The organism is Kitasatospora sp. NPDC040550, assembly GCF_055594965.1.
The window spans coordinates 35461-54438 of sequence record NZ_JBVIWC010000007.1 but is presented as its reverse complement, the minus strand read 5'-3'; the positions used below and the strand labels follow the sequence as shown (position 1 = coordinate 54438).

Annotated in this window: 16 protein-coding genes and 1 riboswitch; of the genes, 11 read left to right on the top strand and 5 right to left on the bottom strand. The window is 72.1% G+C overall.

The genetic code is table 11. From position 1 onward, the window contains the following. Positions 1-99: 99 nt before the first annotated feature. The 4 genes from ACZ58X_RS12700 to gcvT form a co-directional block, all read right to left on the bottom strand. Entirely contained in the window at positions 100-1467 is a 1368-nt protein-coding gene (locus ACZ58X_RS12700; RefSeq protein ID WP_470333679.1) for an L-serine ammonia-lyase, read from the bottom strand. Positions 1468-1603: 136 nt separating this feature from the next. Then, the gene (glyA, locus tag ACZ58X_RS12695; RefSeq protein ID WP_470333678.1) at positions 1604-2872 is read right to left on the bottom strand and encodes a serine hydroxymethyltransferase; all 1269 of its coding nucleotides are present in this window, start codon (positions 2870-2872) and stop codon (positions 1604-1606) included. 82 nt (positions 2873-2954) lie between these two features. After that, positions 2955-3335 carry a glycine cleavage system protein GcvH gene (gene gcvH, locus ACZ58X_RS12690; protein WP_470333677.1) on the bottom strand — a complete coding sequence of 127 codons (381 nt, stop codon included), beginning with the start codon at positions 3333-3335 and terminating at the stop codon, positions 2955-2957. A gap of 99 nt (positions 3336-3434) precedes the next feature. Further along, the gene (gcvT, locus tag ACZ58X_RS12685) at positions 3435-4556 is read right to left on the bottom strand and encodes a glycine cleavage system aminomethyltransferase GcvT (RefSeq protein WP_470333676.1); all 1122 of its coding nucleotides are present in this window, start codon (positions 4554-4556) and stop codon (positions 3435-3437) included. A gap of 246 nt (positions 4557-4802) precedes the next feature. Continuing rightward, a riboswitch (glycine riboswitch) is annotated at positions 4803-4907 on the bottom strand. A 186-nt stretch (positions 4908-5093) separates the two neighbouring features. On the opposite strand from gcvT, the gene ACZ58X_RS12680 reads away from it, so the two are divergent. From ACZ58X_RS12680 to ACZ58X_RS12645, 8 genes are all read left to right on the top strand, one after another. Continuing rightward, positions 5094-5891, top strand: a complete 798-nt coding sequence (locus ACZ58X_RS12680) for an enhanced serine sensitivity protein SseB C-terminal domain-containing protein (RefSeq protein ID WP_470333675.1) — start codon at positions 5094-5096, stop codon at positions 5889-5891. Between the two features lie 115 nt (positions 5892-6006). After that, positions 6007-6972, top strand: coding sequence for an enhanced serine sensitivity protein SseB C-terminal domain-containing protein (locus ACZ58X_RS12675; RefSeq protein ID WP_470333674.1), 966 nt, complete (start codon positions 6007-6009; stop codon positions 6970-6972). Positions 6973-7428: 456 nt separating this feature from the next. Next, positions 7429-8418: an ABC transporter permease gene (locus ACZ58X_RS12670; protein ID WP_375891532.1), complete on the top strand. Its 990-nt coding sequence runs from the start codon at positions 7429-7431 to the stop codon at positions 8416-8418. Between the two features lie 65 nt (positions 8419-8483). Then, positions 8484-10253 (top strand): ABC transporter substrate-binding protein, encoded by a 1770-nt coding sequence (locus tag ACZ58X_RS12665; protein ID WP_470333673.1) that lies wholly within the window; start codon positions 8484-8486, stop codon positions 10251-10253. Positions 10254-10352: 99 nt separating this feature from the next. Continuing rightward, positions 10353-11363 (top strand): ABC transporter permease, encoded by a 1011-nt coding sequence (locus tag ACZ58X_RS12660; RefSeq protein WP_470333672.1) that lies wholly within the window; start codon positions 10353-10355, stop codon positions 11361-11363. Next, complete coding sequence (locus tag ACZ58X_RS12655; protein WP_470333671.1) at positions 11360-12430, top strand: ABC transporter ATP-binding protein; 1071 nt, start codon at positions 11360-11362, stop codon at positions 12428-12430. Before ACZ58X_RS12660 ends, ACZ58X_RS12655 begins: the two co-directional genes overlap by 4 nt. A 34-nt stretch (positions 12431-12464) precedes the next feature. Beyond that, positions 12465-13511: an ABC transporter ATP-binding protein gene (locus ACZ58X_RS12650; protein ID WP_470333670.1), complete on the top strand. Its 1047-nt coding sequence runs from the start codon at positions 12465-12467 to the stop codon at positions 13509-13511. A 132-nt stretch (positions 13512-13643) separates the two neighbouring features. Then, positions 13644-14303 carry a trimeric intracellular cation channel family protein gene (locus tag ACZ58X_RS12645; RefSeq protein WP_470333669.1) on the top strand — a complete coding sequence of 220 codons (660 nt, stop codon included), beginning with the start codon at positions 13644-13646 and terminating at the stop codon, positions 14301-14303. Here the strand turns inward: ACZ58X_RS12645 and ACZ58X_RS12640 are convergent. Beyond that, on the bottom strand, positions 14209-14985 hold the full coding sequence (locus tag ACZ58X_RS12640) for an IclR family transcriptional regulator (protein ID WP_360232958.1): 777 nt from the start codon (positions 14983-14985) through the stop codon (positions 14209-14211). The genes ACZ58X_RS12645 and ACZ58X_RS12640 overlap by 95 nt on opposite strands. Positions 14986-15168: 183 nt before the next feature. Here ACZ58X_RS12640 and ACZ58X_RS12635 point away from each other — a divergent pair, with 183 nt between their 5' ends. The 3 genes from ACZ58X_RS12635 to ACZ58X_RS12625 all read left to right on the top strand — a co-directional run bounded on the left by ACZ58X_RS12635 (position 15169) and on the right by ACZ58X_RS12625 (position 18856). Beyond that, on the top strand, positions 15169-16350 hold the full coding sequence (locus tag ACZ58X_RS12635; protein WP_470333668.1) for a cysteine desulfurase family protein: 1182 nt from the start codon (positions 15169-15171) through the stop codon (positions 16348-16350). Between the two features lie 62 nt (positions 16351-16412). Further along, entirely contained in the window at positions 16413-17549 is a 1137-nt protein-coding gene (mnmA, locus tag ACZ58X_RS12630; RefSeq protein WP_470333667.1) for a tRNA 2-thiouridine(34) synthase MnmA, read from the top strand. A 119-nt stretch (positions 17550-17668) separates the two neighbouring features. Further along, positions 17669-18856, top strand: coding sequence for an alpha/beta hydrolase family protein (locus ACZ58X_RS12625; RefSeq protein ID WP_470333666.1), 1188 nt, complete (start codon positions 17669-17671; stop codon positions 18854-18856). The last annotated feature ends 122 nt before the right edge of the window (positions 18857-18978 follow it).

Here is an 18978-nt window from a genome sequence, read left to right as displayed (position 1 = left end):
CGGCCAGGGGACGGGCGGGGAGCGGGCGGGGAGCCGGAAACGCGAGCGGCCCCCGGGTGGATCGGATCCACCCGGGGGCCGCTCGTCAGCGCGTCGTGATCAGCACTCGATGACGTTCACGGCGAGGCCGCCGCGCGAGGTCTCCTTGTACTTGATCTTCATGTCCGCCCCGGTCTCCTTCATCGTCTTGATCGCCTTGTCCAGCGAGACGTGGTGGCGCCCGTCGCCGCGCAGCGCCATCCGGGCCGCGGTGACGGCCTTGACGGAGGCCATGCCGTTGCGCTCGATGCAGGGGATCTGGACCAGGCCGCCGACCGGGTCGCAGGTGAGGCCGAGGTTGTGCTCGATGCCGATCTCGGCGGCGTTCTCGACCTGCTCGGGGGTGCCGCCGAGGACCTCGGCGAGGCCGCCCGCGGCCATCGAGCAGGCGGAGCCGACCTCGCCCTGGCAGCCGACCTCGGCGCCGGAGATGGAGGCGTTCTCCTTGAAGAGCATGCCGATGGCGCCGGCCGCGAGCAGGAAGCGGACGATGCCGTCCTCGTCGGCGCCCGGGATGAAGTTCAGGTAGTAGTGCAGGACGGCCGGGATGATGCCCGCCGCACCGTTGGTCGGAGCGGTGACCACCCGACGACCGGAGGCGTTCTCCTCGTTGACCGCCATCGCGTAGAGGGTCACCCACTCCATGGCGTTGGCCGGCCCGATCCCCTCGGCGCGCAGCGCCCGGGCGCCCGAGGCGGCCCGGCGGCGGACCTTCAGCCCGCCCGGCAGGATGCCCTCGCGGCTCATGCCGGCCCGCACGCACTCCTGCATCACGGACCAGATCTCCAGCAGCCCGGTGCGGATCTCCTCCTCGCTGCGCCAGGCCTTCTCGTTCTCCAGCATCAGGCCGGAGATGGACAGCCCGGTCTCCCGGCTGAGCCGGAGCAGTTCGTCGCCGGTGCGGAAGGGGTACTTGAGCGCGGTGTCGTCGGGCTTGACCCGGTCCGCGCCGAGCGCGTCCTCGTCCACGACGAAGCCGCCGCCGACCGAGTAGTAGGTCTTCTCCAGCAGCGTCGAGCCGTCCGCAGCGAACGCCCACAGGGTCATGCCGTTGGCGTGGTACGGCAGCGAGCGGCGCCGGTGCAGGATCACCTGGCTGTCGGGGTCGAAGTCGATGGGGTGCTCGCCGAGCAGGTTGATCCGCTTCTCGGCGGCGATCCGCTCGACGTCCTTGTCCGCCTGGTCGACGTCGACGCTGCGGGGCGAGTTGTTCTCCAGGCCCAGCAGGACGGCCTTCGGGGTGCCGTGGCCGTGGCCGGTGGCGCCCAGCGAGCCGTACAGCTCGGCGCGCACGCCGGTCACCTGCTCCAGCAGGCCTTCGGAGCGCAGGCGGCGGGCGAACATCCGGGCGGCGCGCATCGGGCCGACGGTGTGGGAGCTCGACGGGCCGATGCCGATGGAGAAGAGGTCGAAGACACTGAGGGCCACGGGGGACGTCCTTGTCTGGTCTCGTGGAGGGACTGGGCGGTGCACGGAACGGGGCACCGCGCGCACTGTCCAGTGTGCGCGGTGCCCCGGAGTGACAGGTGGCCGGCCGGAGTGAGGCCGGTCACCGGTGGCCGAACTACAGGTTCGGGTAGAGCGGGTACTTCTCGGCCAGGGCGGTGACCCGGGCCTTGAGCGCGGCGGCGACGGTCTCGTCGAAGGCGGGCTTGAGCGCCTCGGCGATGACGTCGGCGACCTCGCGGAAGTCCTCGGCGCCGAAGCCGCGGGTGGCCAGGGCCGGGGTGCCGATCCGCAGGCCCGAGGTGACCATCGGCGGGCGCGGGTCGTTCGGGACGGCGTTGCGGTTGACCGTGATGCCGACCTCGTGCAGCCGGTCCTCGGCCTGCTGGCCGTCGAGCTGGCTGTTGCGCAGGTCGACCAGGACCAGGTGGACGTCGGTGCCGCCGGACAGCACGGTGGCGCCGGCGTCGGCGACATCGGCCTGGAGCAGGCGCTCGGCGAGGATCTTGGCGCCCTCCAGGGTGCGCTGCTGGCGCTCCTTGAAGTCCTCCGAGGCGGCGACCTTGAAGGCGACGGCCTTGCCCGCGATCACGTGCTCCAGCGGACCGCCCTGCTGGCCCGGGAAGACCGCGGAGTTGATCTTCTTCGCCCACTCGGCCTTGGACAGGATGACGCCGCCGCGCGGGCCGCCCAGGGTCTTGTGGGTGGTGGTGGTGACCACGTCGGCGTACGGCACCGGGTTCGGGTGCAGGCCCGCGGCCACCAGGCCGGCGAAGTGCGCCATGTCCACCATGAGCAGGGCGCCGACCTCGTCGGCGACCCGGCGGAACGCGGCGAAGTCCAGCTGGCGCGGGTAGGCGGACCAGCCGGCGATGATCAGCTTCGGCTGGTGCTCCTTGGCCAGGCGCTCGACCTCGGCCATGTCGACCTGGCCGGTCTTCTCGTCGACGTGGTACGCGACCACGTTGTAGAGCTTGCCGGAGAAGTTGATCTTCATGCCGTGGGTCAGGTGACCGCCGTGGGCCAGGTTCAGGCCCAGGATGGTGTCGCCCGGCTGGATCAGCGCGAACATCGCGGCGGCGTTGGCCTGCGCGCCCGAGTGCGGCTGGACGTTGGCGTGCTCGGCGCCGAACAGGGCCTTCACCCGGTCGATCGCGATCTGCTCGACCACGTCGACGTGCTCGCAACCGCCGTAGTACCGGCGGCCGGGGTAACCCTCGGCGTACTTGTTGGTGAGTACCGAACCCTGGGCCTCCATGACCGCCACCGGGGCGAAGTTCTCGGAGGCGATCATCTCCAGCGTGGTCTGCTGGCGGTGCAGCTCGGCGTCGACCGCGGCGGCGATCTCCGGGTCGAGGGCGTGCAGGGACTGGTTGAGAACCGTCATGGTGTGGTCTTCCCGGGGAGGAGAGCGGAGGGACGGTGGGAGCGGGACGGACCGCCGTGCTGCGGCCCGCCCCGGCGGTGGCTCAGCCCTCGGCGTGGGTGAGCTCGTCGTACTGCGCGGCGCTGAGCAGCGTGTCGGTGGTCTCCACGCGCACCTTGAACAGCCAGCCGCCCTCGAACGGGGCGCTGTTGACCAGGCTGTTGTCGTCCAGGACGTCCTCGTTGACCTCGGTGACCTCGCCGGTCACCGGGGAGTACAGGTCGCTGACCGACTTGGTCGACTCCAGCTCGCCACAGGTCTCGCCGGCGGTCACCGTGTCGCCGACCGCGGGCAGCTGCACGTAGACGATGTCACCGAGCGCGTCGGCGGCGTGCTTGGTGATGCCGACCGTCGAGACACCGTCCTCGGCGGCGGTCAGCCACTCGTGCTCCTTGGTGTACTGCAGGTGCTGGGGGTTGCTCATGGCGTCATTCTCCAGGATGGGAAGCGGGTACGACGCAGCGGGCCGCCGCACGGACGGCTCCGACGTGCGCGGATGGGAAAACGAGGGGCGGCGACGGCCTCAGCGGGCGCGCTTGTAGAACGGCAGCGCCACGACCTGGACCGGCTCGTGCTTGCCGCGGACGTCCACCGCGACGGTGCTGCCGGGGGCGGCGTGGGCCGCGTCCACGTAGGCCATCGCGATCGGCTTGCCCAGCGTGGGGGACGGCGCGCCCGAGGTGATCCGGCCGATCGGGGCGCCCTCGGTGGAGACCACCGTGTACTCGGCGCGCGGCACCCGCTTGCCCTCGGAGACCAGGCCGACCAGCACCTTCGGGGGGTTGGACTCGGCCGCGGCGGCGGCCTGCTCCAGCGCCCGGCGGCCGATGAACGCGCCCTCGTTGGTGGTCTTGTCGAAGCGCACGACCCGGCCCAGACCGGCGTCGAACGGGGTCAGGTCGGTGGACAGCTCGTGCCCGTACAGCGGCATGCCCGCCTCCAGGCGCAGCGTGTCGCGGCAGGACAGGCCGCACGGGACCAGGCCGCGGCCCTCGCCGGCGGCGGTCAGCGCCCGCCAGACCGGCTCGGCGTCGGCCGGGGCGCAGAAGATCTCGAAGCCGTCCTCGCCGGTGTAGCCGGTGCGGGCCAGCAGCACGTCCTTCCCGGCCACGGTGGCCGGGAGGATCGCGTAGTACTTGAGACCGGGCAGGTCGGCGTCGGTGGTGTCGGCCAGGATCGCGGTGGCCTCCGGACCCTGGACGGCGATCAGCGCGTAGGTGTCGCGGTCGTCGGTGACGACGGCGTCGAAGCCCTTGGCCCGGGCGATCAGCTCGTCCAGCACCAGCTGGGCGTTGGAGGCGTTGGCGACGACCAGGAAGGCGTCCTCGCGCAGCCGGTAGACGATCAGGTCGTCCAGGATGCCGCCGTCCTCGGCGCAGATCATGGTGTAGCGGGCGCGCAGCTCGCCGAGCGCGGAGACGAAGCCGACCAGCGCGTGGTCCAGCATCTCGCCGGCCTGCGGGCCGGTGACGGTGATCTCGCCCATGTGCGAGAGGTCGAACAGACCGGCCTTGGTGCGGACCGCGAGGTGCTCCTCGCGCTCGCTGCCGTAGCGCAGCGGCATGTCCCAGCCGGCGAAGTCGGTCATGGTCGCGCCGAGGGCGCGGTGCAGCGCGTCGAGCGCGGTCAGGCGGAGGGACGACATGGCCAGGAACTCCTCGGTCGGGGCACTCAGGGGTGCACGCGCCGGACCGGACCCGCTCGGGGACCGACCCCGCGCGCGGGCATGCGGCGGCGTGGGTCTCCCCATCTGTCGTCGAACCTGAGAGCTTCACCGCCCACCTGCCCGCAGCCGGCACCAGCGTCGGCTGGTTCCAGCATCGGGGACAGGACGGCGGCTTGCACCGTGGGTGGGCGCGCGACCGGGTCGTGCGCCGCTTTCCAGATGTGCCTAACCCGCGCGGTAGGGGGGCCTGAGAGATTCCGGGGAGGACTTGCTCCTTCGGCGCCGGCTGTGCCCCCTGAGGGGCACTCCGGGCTCTCCCGCGCGGGTTCGAGCGGCCGGTGTGGAGTTGTGGGGGCCCGCGGCGCATGCCGTCGGACGCGCACATCATGGCACGTCCTCGCGGAGGAGGGGAGAGGGGACCCGGTCACACCGCGGCCGGGCGGACCCGGGCCCTAAAATCATCGCGTCGGCGCAGCAGTGGGCGGCCGACCCGGCCGTGGGCCGGATCGGCGGCGCATGGAGTACCCGGTGGAGCAGCAGCAGGGGTGGGGCGGGCCGCAGGCGGCGCCGTCGGGCGGGGCGTGGCCGGCGAACGAGCTGGAGCAGGTGCTGACGGCCGCGCTGGGTGACCCGGGGGCGACCCCGCGGGTGATCGAGGTGCTGGCCCGCAGCCAGGTGTGGATCCCGCTGCCGTCCGGGGGCGACCCGGCCGGGCAGTCGCTGGACCTGCCGACCGTCGAGCTGGCCGGGGCCCCGTACGTACCGGTGTTCTCCTCGCAGGAGGTGTTCCTGCAGCAGGCGCCGGGGATGGCCTTCGCGGTCGCGCCGGCCTGGGAGTTCGCCCGCGGGCTGCCGCTGGGCGTGGGCATCGCGGTCAACCCGGAGGCGGCGGTGGGCATCCCGGTGCCGCCGCAGGGCGTGGCGGAGCTGCGGCGCGGCCCCCGGGAGGATCGCTGGGAACAGCAGCCGGAGGGGCCGACGGGCGGCCGGGTGGCCCTGCGGGAGCCGGTGCCGGGCGAGGATCCGGAGCACTTCCTGGCCGTCTGCCGGGCCGAGCTGTCGGCCTTGCCGGGGGTGTTGACCGCGCGCCGGGCACTGGCCAGCATCGAGGGCGAGCCGACCGTGATGTTCGTGGGCGTGCAGCTGGATCCGGCGGCCCCGGCCGACCCGGGGGCGGTGAACGAGGCGCTCGGCCGGGCGCTGGGAACCGCACCGCTGCCGGGCGGCGTCCACCTCGTGCTGCTCGACCTCGCCGACGACCCGGTGGTCGAGTGGTTGTTGACCCGGGTCATGCCCTTCTACTCGCGGGTGTGAGCGGGGATCCTTCACAGGCACGTCGCCGTGGCGGCGGCCGGTGCCGCGCCATAGGGTGCGTGCAGGCGGCTGACGGGCCGGCGGGTTCAGGAAAGAGGCGCGGCGAGGTGGGCGCATGAGTGCGGGAACGGGAGCGGGCGGGGCGCCGGGGCCCTGGGGCCAGGCACCGGCCGGGCGCCCGGGCGCGGACCCGGGCGGGCTGGAGCAGGCTCTGCGCGAGGTCGCGCCGGAGCGCTTCGACGCGTACGAGCGGCTGCTGCACGCGCTGGCCGACGGCCGGGTCTGGATGCTGCTCTGGCACGGTACGCCGGGCAGCCCGGACGCGCAGTACGGGAACATGGAGATCAGCGGCCACGGCTACGCGCCGGCCGTCACCTCGCCCGAGCAGCTGACGGCCTCCGGCTGGGCGCGGGCCCACGAGGTCATCTCGGGGCGGGAGATCGCCGCCTCGCTGTACCGCACCCGCTGGGGCCTGTGGCTGAACCCGCACGCGCCGGGCGGCGGGGTTGGCGTGCCCTGGGCGGACCTGCGGCGGGTCGCCGCGGGCCTGGACCGGCTGCCGGCCGGTCCGTTGAAGCTGAGCGAGCCGCAGGTCGACGCGCAGCAGTTCTTCGCCCTGCTGGAGCGGCAGGCCGGTGAGGTGCGCGCGGTGCGGGCGCTGCGCCGGGCCTGGGTGCAGCCGGCGGTGGGGGAGCCGTACCTGGCGATCGGCCTGGACCTGTACGAGAGTTCGCCGCCGGCCGTGGAGGCGGTGCGGGCGTTGATGCAGCGCGCGATCGCGGTGGCCCCGGAGGGGCTCGCGGTGTCCACGGTGGCGATGGCGGACGAGTTCGACCCGGTGGCGCTGTGGATGCGCGCCAATGCGCGGCCGTTCTTCGACCGGGAGGCCGGGCGCCCGCCGACCGGCCCGTACCCGCCGGTGCCGCCGCCGTACCCGGGCCAGTCGATGCCGGGCCGGTCGATGCCGGGGCAGCCGGTGCCCGGGCAGTCGATGCCGGGCTACGCGTACGGCACCCAGCCGCCCGCGCCGGGCTGGGGGCACCAGCCCCAGCCGCAGTGGCCCGGCTACCCCGGGCGCTGACCGGTCAACCCAATAGCCGAAATCGCCAGCTCGAAGCCGACTTGATTCACCATCAGGTCGGCTTCGGTGCTTTCCGGACGAATTTCCACACTCTCCGCAGACGCATCTTGACATGGCAGTTACACCCGTGTGAAGAGGTATATGCCGAAGACCGGAGAGGTGCATGCGGGCAGATCACAGTTGGGCATCTGTCGGTTGTCAGGGCTGGCGCAAGCCAGTTCGGATGACAGAGAGTTCTGCGCAACGCATCGCGCGTACTGGAAACCCCACGAAGGTGAACGCGCACGCCGACCGCTCGATCCACGCGACGCCCATCCCGTGTGGAGGCAGTGCCCGTGCACGACGCACTGCCGCGACCACCTGCTCCTAGCACCTCCGCACGTCCGCAGCCGTACCGCCGAAGCCGGCGCCCGGCACCCGTGGGCCGGCCACCGTCGGCGAGGGGACCAACTGACCATGACCGCACCCATCACTACCGCCGGGAACGAACCCGAGGCGCCCGCCTCCCCGAGCCCGGCCAAGACGATCGAGGGCCGCTCCCTCGGTCGGATCGCCTGGACCCGCTTCAAGCGGGACAAGGCCGCCGTCGCCGGCGGCGTCGTGGTGATCCTGCTGATCCTCCTGGCCGTCCTGTCCGGCCCGATCGAGGCCCTGTTCGGGCTCGACCCCGACCAGCCGAACCCGGACCTGCTGGACGCCAACCTCGGCGGACTCCCGCTCGGCGACTGGGGCGGGATGAGCGGGGACCACCTGCTCGGCATCGACCCGCTGCAGGGCCGCGACCTGCTCTCCCGCGTGGTCGACGGCTCCTGGGTCTCCCTGCTGGTCGCCTTCGGCGCGACCGTGCTCTCCAACACCATCGGCACCGTGCTCGGCGTGATGGCCGGCTACTACGGCGGCTGGGTGGACACCCTGATCAGCCGGCTGATGGACGTCTTCCTGGCGTTCCCGCTGCTGCTGTTCGCCATCGCGATCTCCGCCTCGCTCCAGGGCGGCGCGTTCGGCCTGCACGGCCTGCCGCTGCACATCCTGGTGCTGATCTTCGTGATCGGCTTCTTCAACTGGCCCTACATGGGCCGGATCGTGCGCGGACAGACCCTCTCGCTGCGCGAGCGGGAGTTCGTCCACGCGGCCCGCAGCCTCGGTGCGCGCGGCCCGTTCATCCTGTTCAAGGAACTGCTGCCCAACCTGGTCGGCCCGATCCTGGTCTACTCGACCCTGCTGATCCCGACCAACATCCTCTTCGAGGCCGGGCTGAGCTTCCTCGGCGTCGGCATCCAGCCCCCGCAGGCCTCCTGGGGCGGCATGCTGGCGGACGCGAAGAACTACTACCAGGTCGACCCCCAGTACATGGTGGTCCCCGGTGTGGCGATCTTCATCACCGTGCTCGCGTTCAACCTGCTCGGCGACGGGCTGCGTGACGCCCTCGATCCCAAGAGCAACTGACCCTGCGTCAATGCGCAGGCGCCAGGCCCTCCCTCCTCCACATCCTCAAGGGGTTGATCTCACCCATGCGTAGGTCCCGTACCGTCGCGTTGACCGCCGTGGCAGCTGCCGCGGTCCTGGTCGTCACCGGCTGCTCGTCCAGCACCAAGAGCAGCGGCGGAAGCTCGAACTCGGCCGACTCCAACGGTGGCGGCGCCGACGCGGCCACCAAGCAGATCGTCAACGCCTCGGACAAGAAGGGCGGGACGGTCACCTACGAGATGAAGGGCACCCCGGACTCCCTCGACCCGGGCAACACCTACTACGCCTACATCTACAACTTCTCGCGCCTGTACGGGCGTCCGCTGACCACCTTCAACCCGGCCGCCGGCGCGGACGGCAACAAGCTGGTCCCGGACCTCGCCGAGTCGCTGGGCCAGCCCAGCGCGGACGGCCTGACCTGGACGTACAAGCTGCGCGCCGGCCTCAAGTACGACGACGGCACCCCGATCACCTCCAAGGACGTCAAGTACGCCGTGGAGCGCTCGAACTTCGCGCCCGAGGTGAACTCCAACGGCCCGACGTACTTCCACGACCTGCTGGTCGACAACCCGACGCCGTACCAGGGTCCGTACAAGGACAAGACCGGCGACCTCAAGTCGATCGAGACGCCGGACGACACCACGATCGTCTTCCACCTGCAGCACCCGTTCGCGGACTTCGACTACCTGGTCAGCGCCCCGCAGACGGTGCCGGTCCCGCAGGCCAAGGACACCGGTGCCGACTACGTGAAGCACATCGTGTCCTCGGGCACCTACAAGTTCGAGTCCTACGAGGACGGCAAGCAGGCCGTCCTGGTCCCGAACACCAACTGGGACAAGAGCACCGACCCGATCCGGAAGCAGCTGCCGGACAAGATCGTGCTCAAGATGAACATCGACCAGGCCACCATCGACAAGGACCTGCTGGCCGGCAACGCCCAGGTCGACCTGGTCGGCGGCGGCGTCGACCCGCAGACCCAGGCGCAGATCCTGCGCGACTCGAAGCTCAAGGCGAAGACCGACAACGCCTACGGCGGCCGCCTGGTCTACATGGCGATCAACACCAAGGTCGCGCCGTTCGACAACATCGAGTGCCGCAAGGCCGTCCAGTTCGCGGTCGACAAGGTCGCGGTGCAGACCGCGCTCGGCGGCCCGATCCGCGGCCAGGTGGCCAACACCGTGCTCCCGCCGGACATCCCGGGCCACCAGGACTTCAACCTGTTCGAGACCAAGGACAACAAGGGTGACCAGGCCAAGGCCAAGGACGCCCTGAAGGCCTGCGGCAAGGACGGCGGCTTCACCACCGTGCTGTCCGCCCGCACCGAGCGCGCGACCGAGGTCGCCGCGGCCACCGCGATCCAGGCGCAGCTCAAGAACATCGGCATCAACGCCGAGATCCAGCAGTTCCCGCAGGGCAAGTACCTGACCGACTCGGCCGGTGCGCCGCAGTACACCCAGGACCACAACATCGGTCTGATGATGATGCAGTGGGGCGCCGACTGGCCGACCGGCTACGGCTTCCTGCAGCAGATCGTCGACGGCCGCGCGATCAAGGCCTCCGGCAACAGCAACCTGGCCCAGCTGAACGACCCGGCCGTCAACAAGATGCTGGACGACGCCGCGGTCAACCCGGACCGGGCCGCCCGCGAGAAGATCTACGGCGACATCGACAAGAAGGTCATGGAGTCCGCGGTGTACGTCCCGCTGACCGACTTCAAGGTCTTCCTGTACCGCCCGGACAGCGCCACCAACCTGGCGTCCACCCCGGCCTTCTCGGGTGAGTACGACTACCTGAACATCGGCACCACCAAGTAAAGAGCCTGGCTCCGCATCCCTGAAGGCAGGTGAAGGCAGCGGCGCCCGCCGCCGTCCGGAAGACCCCGGACGGCGGCGGGCCGCCGGAGCCGCCCAACTGTGTTTGCCTACATCATCCGCAGGATCCTCGCGGCCGCGGCGCTGCTGGTCGTCGTCAGCGCGGTCACCTTCGCGATCTTCTTCCTGCTCCCGCGCATCGCCGGCGAGACCACCGACCAGCTGGCCGCGCAGTACATCGGGAAGAACCCCTCGCCCGAGGCGATCCAGGCGGTCAAGCAGAACCTCGGCTTCGACCAGCCGCTGTACACCCAGTACTGGAACTTCCTCAAGGCGCTGTTCACCGGCGCCGAGTACAAGTTCGGCCCGGAACCGGCCACCTGCCACGTGCCCTGCTTCGGCTACTCCTTCAAGAACCACCTGGAGGTCTGGCCGGAGATGACCAGCCGGATCCCGGTCACCATCTCGCTCGCCATCGGCGCGGCGGTGCTCTGGCTGGTCTCCGGCGTCACCACCGGCGTGATCTCCGCCCTCAAGCCGCGCTCGATCTTCGACCGGCTCTCCATGGGCATCGCCCTGGCCGGCGTCTCGCTCCCGGTCTTCTTCACCGGCGCCCTGCTGCTGACCGTGTTCAGCTACGAGTGGCCGATCCTGGACAACCTGGAGTACGTCGACTTCACCGCCGACCCGCTGATGTGGGCCCGCAACCTGATCCTCCCGTGGGTCTCGCTGGCCTTCCTGTACTCCGCGCTCTACGCCCGGCTCACCCGCGCCGGGATGCTGGAGACGATGAGCGAGGACTACATCCGCACCGCCCGGGCCAAGGGCCTGGCCGAGCGCAAGGTGGTGGTCAAGCACGGCCTGCGCTCCGCGCTCACCCCGATCGTCACCATCTTCGGCATGGACCTCGGTCTGCTGCTCGGCGGTGCACTGATCACCGAGCAGGTCTTCTCGCTCAAGGGCATCGGCCAGTTCGCCGTCCAGGCGATCTCCGACAACGACCTGCCCAAGATCCTCGGCGTCACCCTGCTGGCCGCCTTCTTCATCGTCGTCTGCAACCTCGTGGTCGACCTCCTGTACGCCCTCGTCGACCCCCGCGTGAGGCTCTCGTGACCGACCTCCAGAAGAACCCGGCGGACGCCGCGTCCAGCTCTCCGGGCGACCCCTTCCTGTCCGTGCGCGACCTGCGGATCCACTTCGACACCGACGACGGCCTGGTCCGCTCGGTGGACGGGGTCAGCTTCGACCTGCACAAGGGCCGCACCCTCGGCATCGTCGGCGAGTCCGGCTCCGGCAAGTCCGTCACCTCGCTCGGCATCATGGGCCTGCACCGCTCCAAGCGGGCCCGGATCAGCGGCGAGATCCGGCTGGACGGCGAGGACCTGATCGCCGCCGGGCCGGACCGGGTGCGCCAACTGCGCGGCCGGGAACTGGCGATGATCTTCCAGGACCCGCTGACCGCGATGCACCCCTACTACACGGTGGGGCAGCAGATCGTCGAGGCGTACCGGGTGCACCACCCCCAGGCCTCCAAGAAGCAGGCCAGGACCCGCGCGATCGAGATGCTCGACCGGGTCGGCATCCCGCAGCCGGACCGCCGGGTGGACGACTACCCGCACCAGTTCTCCGGCGGCATGCGCCAGCGCGCCATGATCGCCATGGCCCTGGTCAACGACCCCTCGCTGCTGATCGCCGACGAGCCCACCACCGCCCTGGACGTCACCGTCCAGGCGCAGATCCTGGACCTCATCCGCGACCTCCAGCAGGAGTTCGGCTCCGCCGTCATCATCATCACCCACGACCTCGGGGTGGTCGCCGAGCTCGCCGACGACATCCTGGTCATGTACGGCGGTAAGTGCATCGAGCGCGGGCCCGCCGAGACCCTCTTCGACGCGCCCGAACACCCCTACACCTGGGGCCTGTTGGGCTCGATGCCGCGACTGGACCGGGAACTGCAGGACCGGCTGGTGCCGGTCCGCGGCACCCCGCCCAGCCTGATCAACGTGCCGTCCGGCTGCGCCTTCCACCCGCGCTGCCCGTACGCCGACCTGACCGGCGGGCGCTCCACGGGCGAGGTACCGGTGCTGACCGAGGCCGCACCCGGGCACTTCGCGGCCTGCCACCTGGCGGCCGACGAGCGGCACCGCATCTTCGCCGAAGAGATCGCGCCCCGGCTGTGAGCCCGGCCCCGTACCACCTTTCTGGAGAGAACCGATGACGGACACTCAGGGGGCCACCATCCCTGCACCGGCGCCCGCCCCCGAGCGCGAGCCGCTGTTGAAGGTCACCGGCCTGACCCGGCACTTCCCGATCCGCGGCGGACTGCTGCGGCGCCAGACCGGTGCGGTGCGGGCCGTCGACGGCATCGACTTCACCGTCAACGCCGGTGAGACGCTGGGCGTCGTCGGCGAGTCCGGCTGCGGCAAGTCGACGATGGGGCGGCTGGTCACCCGGCTCGACGAACCCACCGGCGGGACGATCGAGTTCGAGGGCACCGACATCAGCCACCTCGGCACCGGGGCGATGCGGCCGCTGCGCCGCGACATCCAGATGATCTTCCAGGACCCGTACTCCTCGCTGAACCCCCGGCACACCGTCGGCACCATCGTCAGCGCGCCGTTCAAGCTCCAGGGGGTCCAGCCCGAGGGCGGCGTCAAGAAGGCCGTCCAGGACCTGCTGGAGCTGTGCGGGCTCAGCCCCGAGCACTACAACCGCTACCCGCACGAGTTCTCCGGCGGCCAGCGCCAGCGCATCGGCATCGCCCGGGCGCTCGCGCTCAAGCCGAAGATGATCATCGCGGACGAGCCGGTCTCGGCGCTGGACGTGTCGATCCAGGCGCAGGTGGTCAACCTGCTCGACGACCTCCAGCAGGAGCTCGGCCTGACCTACCTGATCATCGCGCACGACCTCTCGGTGGTCCGGCACGTCTCCGACCGGGTGGCGGTGATGTACCTCGGCAAGATCGTCGAGATCGCCGACCGCGACTCGCTCTACCGCAGCCCGATGCACCCGTACACCACCGCCCTGATGTCGGCGGTCCCGGTGCCGGACCCGCGCCGGCGCCAGCAGGGCGGGCGCGAGCGGATCCTGCTCAAGGGCGACGTGCCCTCGCCGATCAACCCGCCCAGCGGCTGCCGGTTCCGGACCCGCTGCTGGAAGGCGCAGGACGTGTGCGCGAGCCAGGAACCGCCGCTGACGGTGATGAGGACCGGGCACCAGGTGGCGTGCCACTTCCCCGAGGGGACCGAGGGGAACGACTAGGCACAGCCCCGAGGGGACCGAGGGGAACCGATTAGGCACAGCCCCGAGGGGACCGATCAGGCACAGCCCTGAGAACGGCGACCGAGCCGGCTGTAGCGGAGGGGAGGGTCCGCGCAGGTCATAGTTGTTCCCGTGACCTCGCAGATCTTCCCCTCCGACGTGCAGCAATCGTTGGACCTCGTCGGCATCTTCGTCTTCGCCCTCTCCGGGGCGCTGCTCGCCGTCCGCAAGAACATGGACATCTTCGGGATCTGCGTGTTGGCGGAGGTCACGGCCCTCGGCGGCGGGGTGATGCGCGACCTGGTGATCGGCGCCACTCCGGTGGCAGCCTTCACCAACCTCGGCTACTTCCTCACCCCGCTGGCCGCCGGACTCGTGGTGTTCTTCCTGCACCCCGAGGTCGAGCGGATCAACCGCTCCGTGCAGACCCTGGACGCCCTCGGCCTCGGCCTGTTCTGCGTCACCGGCACCGCCAAGGCGCACGACTACGGGCTCGGCGCGGTCGCCTCGATCGCGCTCGGCATGGTGACCGCGGCGGGCGGCGGGGTGATCCGCGACGTGCTGGCCGGGGAGATCCCCTCGCTGCTGCGCTGGGACCGCGAGATCTACGCCGTCCCGGCGCTGGTCGGCGCCGCCCTGGTGGCCGTGCTGATCGGGGCCGACCGGCTCACCGGTGCCACCGGCACCGCCGCCGCGCTCACCGCCTTCGTGCTGCGGATGCTCGCCCTGAAGTACGGCTGGCGTGCCCCGCGGGCCTGGCACCGCAACGGTTCTCGCACCAGCGAGGAGTAGGCGAGCCGCCGCAGGCGAGCGAGATCGCCTCGGCGGTGCAGAGCAGCTCCGGCAGCATCCGGGCCAGCTCGGCCGGCGGCACCTGGCCGGCCGGGGCGCTCAGGGCGCAGGCCGCGACCGTCCGCCCGCCGCTGCCCGCCACCGGCGCGGCCACGCAGGTCACCGGCTCCCGGTGCTCGGCCGACTCGGCCGCCCAGCCCCGGCGGCGCACCGCCGCCAGCTCGGCCGGCAGCTCCTCCTCGCGGACGCCGTCCTCCGGCAGCCCGGCGAGCAGCACCCGCCCGACGGCCGTCCCGGTCACCGGGGCGCGGCGCCCGATCCGCGGCGGCCGGGCGGCCGAGGGCGCGGCCACCTCGTCCAGGTAGAGCACCTCGCCGTCGTGCAGCACGGCCAGCTGGACGGTGTAGCCGCAGCGCGCGTTCAGCGCGGCCAGGTACGGCGCGGCGACCTGCCGGACGTCGAAGTCCTCCAGTGCCCGGTGGGCCAGCGACAGCACCCGGCCGCCGACCCGGTAGCGCAGGTCGGGCTGGCGCCGGACGAACCCGTGCTCCTCCAGGGTGCGCAGCAGCCGCAGCGCGGTGGACTTGTGCACCCCGAGGCTGCTCGCGGCCTGCTCCAGCGAGAGCGGCCCGTCGCCGAGCGAGCCGAGCAGGGTCAGCGCGCGGTCGACCGACTGCGACATGGCGCCCCCTGGAACGCTGGAACCCGATGGAGAAGTGGTCGTCAGGCTAACCGCTGGGCGGCGCAGTGGTACAAACCAGTGCCGGACGCCGCCGTCCGCCGGCCGCGGCCGTGGCCGGATCGGTGCGCACCCGGGCCCGGGCCTGGTGGGGCCCCGGGGCATGCCCTCTACAATCGGATGGTTATGCCATACCTGGACCATGCGGCGACCACGCCGATGCTGCCCGAGGCGATCGCCGCGATGTCGGCGCACCTGGGGGTGGTCGGCAACGCCTCGTCCCTGCACGCGGCCGGCCGCCGGGCCCGCCGGGTGGTCGAGGAGTCCCGCGAGTCGCTGGCCGAATCGCTGGGCGCCCGCCCGAGCGAGATCGTGCTCACCGGCGGCGGCACCGAGTCCGACAACCTGGCGGTCAAGGGCCTCTACTGGGCCCGCCGGGACGCCGATCCGGCCCGTACCCGGGTGCTGGCCAGCCCGGTCGAGCACCACGCCGTACTGGACGCGGTGCACTGGCTCTCCGAGCACGAGGGCGCGACGGTCGAGTACCTGCCGGTGGACACGCTGGGCCGGGTGCACCCCGGGGCGCTGCGCGCCGCGATCGAGCGCGACCCCGGCTCCGTCGCCCTGGTCACCGTGATGTGGGCCAACAACGAGGTCGGCACCGTCCAGCCGGTGCGCGAACTCGCCGCCGTGGCGGCCGAGTACGGCATCCCGATGCACGCCGACGCGGTGCAGGCGCTCGGTCAGGTCCCGGTCTCCTTCGCCGACTCGGGGCTCACCGCGCTCACCGTCACCGGGCACAAGATCGGCGGCCCGTTCGGCATCGGCGCCCTGCTGCTCTCCCGCGGCGCCACGCCCGTGCCGCTGCTGCACGGCGGCGGCCAGGAGCGCGACGTGCGCTCCGGCACCCTGGACGCCCCCGCCGCCGCCGGCTTCGCGGCCGCCGCCGCGCTGGCCGTCGAACGGCGGGCGGAGCACGCGGTGACGCTCGGCGCGCTGCGCGACGAACTGGTCGCCGGGGTGGCCGCGGCCGTCCCGGACGCGGTGCTCAACGGCGATCCGGCGGGGGAGGGGCGGCTGCCCGCCAACGCCCACTACTCCTTCCCCGGCTGCGAGGGCGACGCGCTGCTGATGCTGCTGGACGCCCAGGGCATCGAGTGCTCCACCGGCTCGGCCTGCTCGGCCGGGGTGCCGCAGCCCAGCCACGTGCTGCTCGCGATGGGCGTCGACCCGCTGCTGGCCCGCGCCTCGCTGCGGTTCTCGCTCGGGCACACCTCGGTGCGCGAGGACGTCACGGCCCTGGTGGCGGCCATCGGCCCGGCGGTGCAGCGGGCCCGCAACGCGGGGCTGGCCTCGGTCCGCCGGTAGCCACGTCCTTGAAGCACCGGGGCCCCGGGCATGTCCGGCGGCCCCGTAGGCTTGTACTCACCATGACTGACTTCCCGGGTGCCCCGACCACTCCGTCCACCGGCCGCCTGCGCGTGCTCGCGGCGATGTCCGGCGGGGTCGACTCCGCCGTCGCCGCCGCCCGCGCCGTCGAAGCGGGGCACGAGGTGACGGGCGTGCACCTGGCGCTGTCCGCCAACCCCCAGTCCTTCCGTACGGGCGCGCGCGGCTGCTGCACCATCGAGGACTCCCGGGACGCCTGGCGCGCCGCCGATGTGATCGGCATCCCGTTCTACGTCTGGGACCTTGCCGAGCGCTTCCGCGAGGACGTGATCGACGACTTCGTCGCCGAGTACGCGGCCGGGCGGACCCCGAACCCCTGCCTGCGCTGCAACGAGAAGATCAAGTTCGCCGCGCTGCTGGACAAGGCGATCGCCCTCGGCTTCGACGCCGTCTGCACCGGCCACTACGCCCGCGTCGTCGACCAGCCGGACGGCTCGCGCGAGCTGCACCGCGCCGTGGACGCCGCCAAGGACCAGTCCTACGTCCTCGGCGTGCTCGACGCCGACCAGCTCGCCCACTCCCTCTTCCCGCTCGGCGACACCACCAAGGACGCCATCCGGGCCGAGGCCGAGCGGCGCGGCCTGGCCGTCGCCAAGAAGCCCGACAGCCACGACATCTGCTTCATCGCCGACGGCGACACCCAGGGCTTCCTGGCCCAGCACCTCGGCACCGCCACCGGCGACATCCTCGACGTGGACGGCACCAAGCTCGGCGAGCACGACGGCGCCTACGGCTTCACCATCGGCCAGCGCAAGGGCCTGCGGATCGGCCGCCCGGCCGCCGACGGCAAGCCGCGCTACGTCCTCGACATCTCCCCGGTGAACAACACCGTCACCGTCGGCCCGGTCGAGGGCCTGGACGTCACCGCCCTGACCGCCATCCGCCCCCGCTGGTGCGGCACCGAGCCCCTGGTCGACGGCCGCTACACCGCCCAGCTGCGCGCCCACGGCGAGGAGGTGCCGGTCACCGCCTCGGTCGTCGACGACACCCTCCACGTCCGCCTCGACACCCCCGCCCGCGGCATCGCCCCCGGCCAGGCCGTCGTCCTCTACGACGGCACCCGCGTGATCGGCTCCGCCACCATCGCCACCACCGAACGCCCGGCGGCGCGGGTCTGAGGGGGCCACGGGTGTCATCCGGCGGGATGACGCCGCTGAATCGCCCGGATGACCACGGCCGGATAGGGCATTCGGCGGGCTGATTCGGGGGTCCGGGCCGCGAACCTACCGTCTGGGACATGACCCGAATCCGCCGCATCGCGGCTGTCGCAGCGCTCGCTCTCGCCCTTCCGCTCCCGCTGGCCGGGGCCGCGATGGCCTCGCCGTCGCCTGCACCCGCCGCTGCCGTGGCGGTCGGGCAGGCCCCGGCCACCGCCGCCTTCCACGGCGAGCTGCCCCGCCCGACCGGGCGGTACGCGGCCGGGGAGGAGGTGCTGCGGCTGACCGACCAGGGCCGCACCGACCCCTGGGTGCCCTCGGCCGGGCCGCGGCAGCTGGCCGTGTCGATGTTCTACCCGGCCCGGCAGGGCACCGGGGAGCCCGCTCCGTACATGACCCCCGGCGAGGCCCAGGGCTTCCTGGCGACCAGGGTGCCGGCCGGCACCGGGCTCACTGCGCAGGACCTGGTCGGCGTCGACACCCACGCCTACACCGGCGCGAAGGCCGCCGGCGGGAAGTTCCCGCTGGTGGTGCTCTCCCCGGGCTTCGAGAACCCGCGCGCCACGCTGACCGGCCTGGCGACCGACCTGGCCAGCCACGGCTACGTGGTGGCCCTGGTCGGCCACACCTACGAGGACTCCGGGGAGACGCTCGCCGACGGCAGCACCCCCGGCTGCGCGCTGTGCGACAGCGGCGCGCCGGATTCGCTCCCGGACAGCCGGGCGAAGGACGTCTCCTTCGTCCTGGACCAGCTGACCGGGCAGCACCCGGTCTGGCGCCTGTCCCACCTGATCGACCGGGACCGGATCGGCATGGCCGGGCACTCGATCGGCGGCGCCTCGACGCTGAACGCGATGGCCGGGGACCGGCGGATCCTCGCCGGGGTGAACATGGACGGCACGTTCTGGCCGCCGATTCCGACCGACAAGCTCGACGGGCGTTCCTTCCTCCTGCTCGGCAAGGACAGCGACCACTCCGCGAACGGCGGGGACACGTCCTGGGCGCAGACCTGGGCGGGCTGGAAGGGCTACAAGCCCTGGCTGACCGTCGCGGGCACCAACCACGCCAGCTTCACGGACGTCACCCTGCTGGCCGCCGAGGCCGGCATCCCCGCCCCTCCGGGGACGACCACCTCGCCGGAGCGCGGGATGCAGCTGACCAGGGAGTACGTCGGAGCCTTCTTCGACCGGACCCTTGAGGGAATCCACCAGCCCCTCCTCGACGGCCCGTCGACGGCGAACCCGGAGGTGCTCTTCCAACACCCGTGATCGTGCGTGTTTCTCGGGGCCCGGGGGGGGGGGGGGGGGGGGGGGGGGGGGTGGGGGGGGGGGGGGGGGGGGGGGGGGGGGGGGGGGGGGGAAGCAGAGAAAAAGAGGGGGGGGGGGGGGGG

Bases quoted from the DNA above. Each gene is read 5' to 3' on its own strand.
- glyA (WP_470333678.1), bottom strand. From the start codon at position 2,872: ATGACGGTTCTCAACCAGTCCCTGCACGCCCTCGACCCGGAGATCGCC.
- gcvH (WP_470333677.1), bottom strand. From the start codon at position 3,335: ATGAGCAACCCCCAGCACCTGCAGTACACCAAGGAGCACGAGTGGCTG.
- gcvT (WP_470333676.1), bottom strand. From the start codon at position 4,556: ATGTCGTCCCTCCGCCTGACCGCGCTCGACGCGCTGCACCGCGCCCTC.
- ACZ58X_RS12680 (WP_470333675.1), top strand. From the start codon at position 5,094: ATGGAGTACCCGGTGGAGCAGCAGCAGGGGTGGGGCGGGCCGCAGGCG.
- ACZ58X_RS12675 (WP_470333674.1), top strand. From the start codon at position 6,007: ATGAGTGCGGGAACGGGAGCGGGCGGGGCGCCGGGGCCCTGGGGCCAG.
- ACZ58X_RS12670 (WP_375891532.1), top strand. From the start codon at position 7,429: ATGACCGCACCCATCACTACCGCCGGGAACGAACCCGAGGCGCCCGCC.
- ACZ58X_RS12665 (WP_470333673.1), top strand. From the start codon at position 8,484: ATGCGTAGGTCCCGTACCGTCGCGTTGACCGCCGTGGCAGCTGCCGCG.
- ACZ58X_RS12650 (WP_470333670.1), top strand. From the start codon at position 12,465: ATGACGGACACTCAGGGGGCCACCATCCCTGCACCGGCGCCCGCCCCC.
- ACZ58X_RS12640 (WP_360232958.1), bottom strand. From the start codon at position 14,985: ATGTCGCAGTCGGTCGACCGCGCGCTGACCCTGCTCGGCTCGCTCGGC.
- ACZ58X_RS12635 (WP_470333668.1), top strand. From the start codon at position 15,169: ATGCCATACCTGGACCATGCGGCGACCACGCCGATGCTGCCCGAGGCG.
- mnmA (WP_470333667.1), top strand. From the start codon at position 16,413: ATGACTGACTTCCCGGGTGCCCCGACCACTCCGTCCACCGGCCGCCTG.
- ACZ58X_RS12625 (WP_470333666.1), top strand. From the start codon at position 17,669: ATGACCCGAATCCGCCGCATCGCGGCTGTCGCAGCGCTCGCTCTCGCC.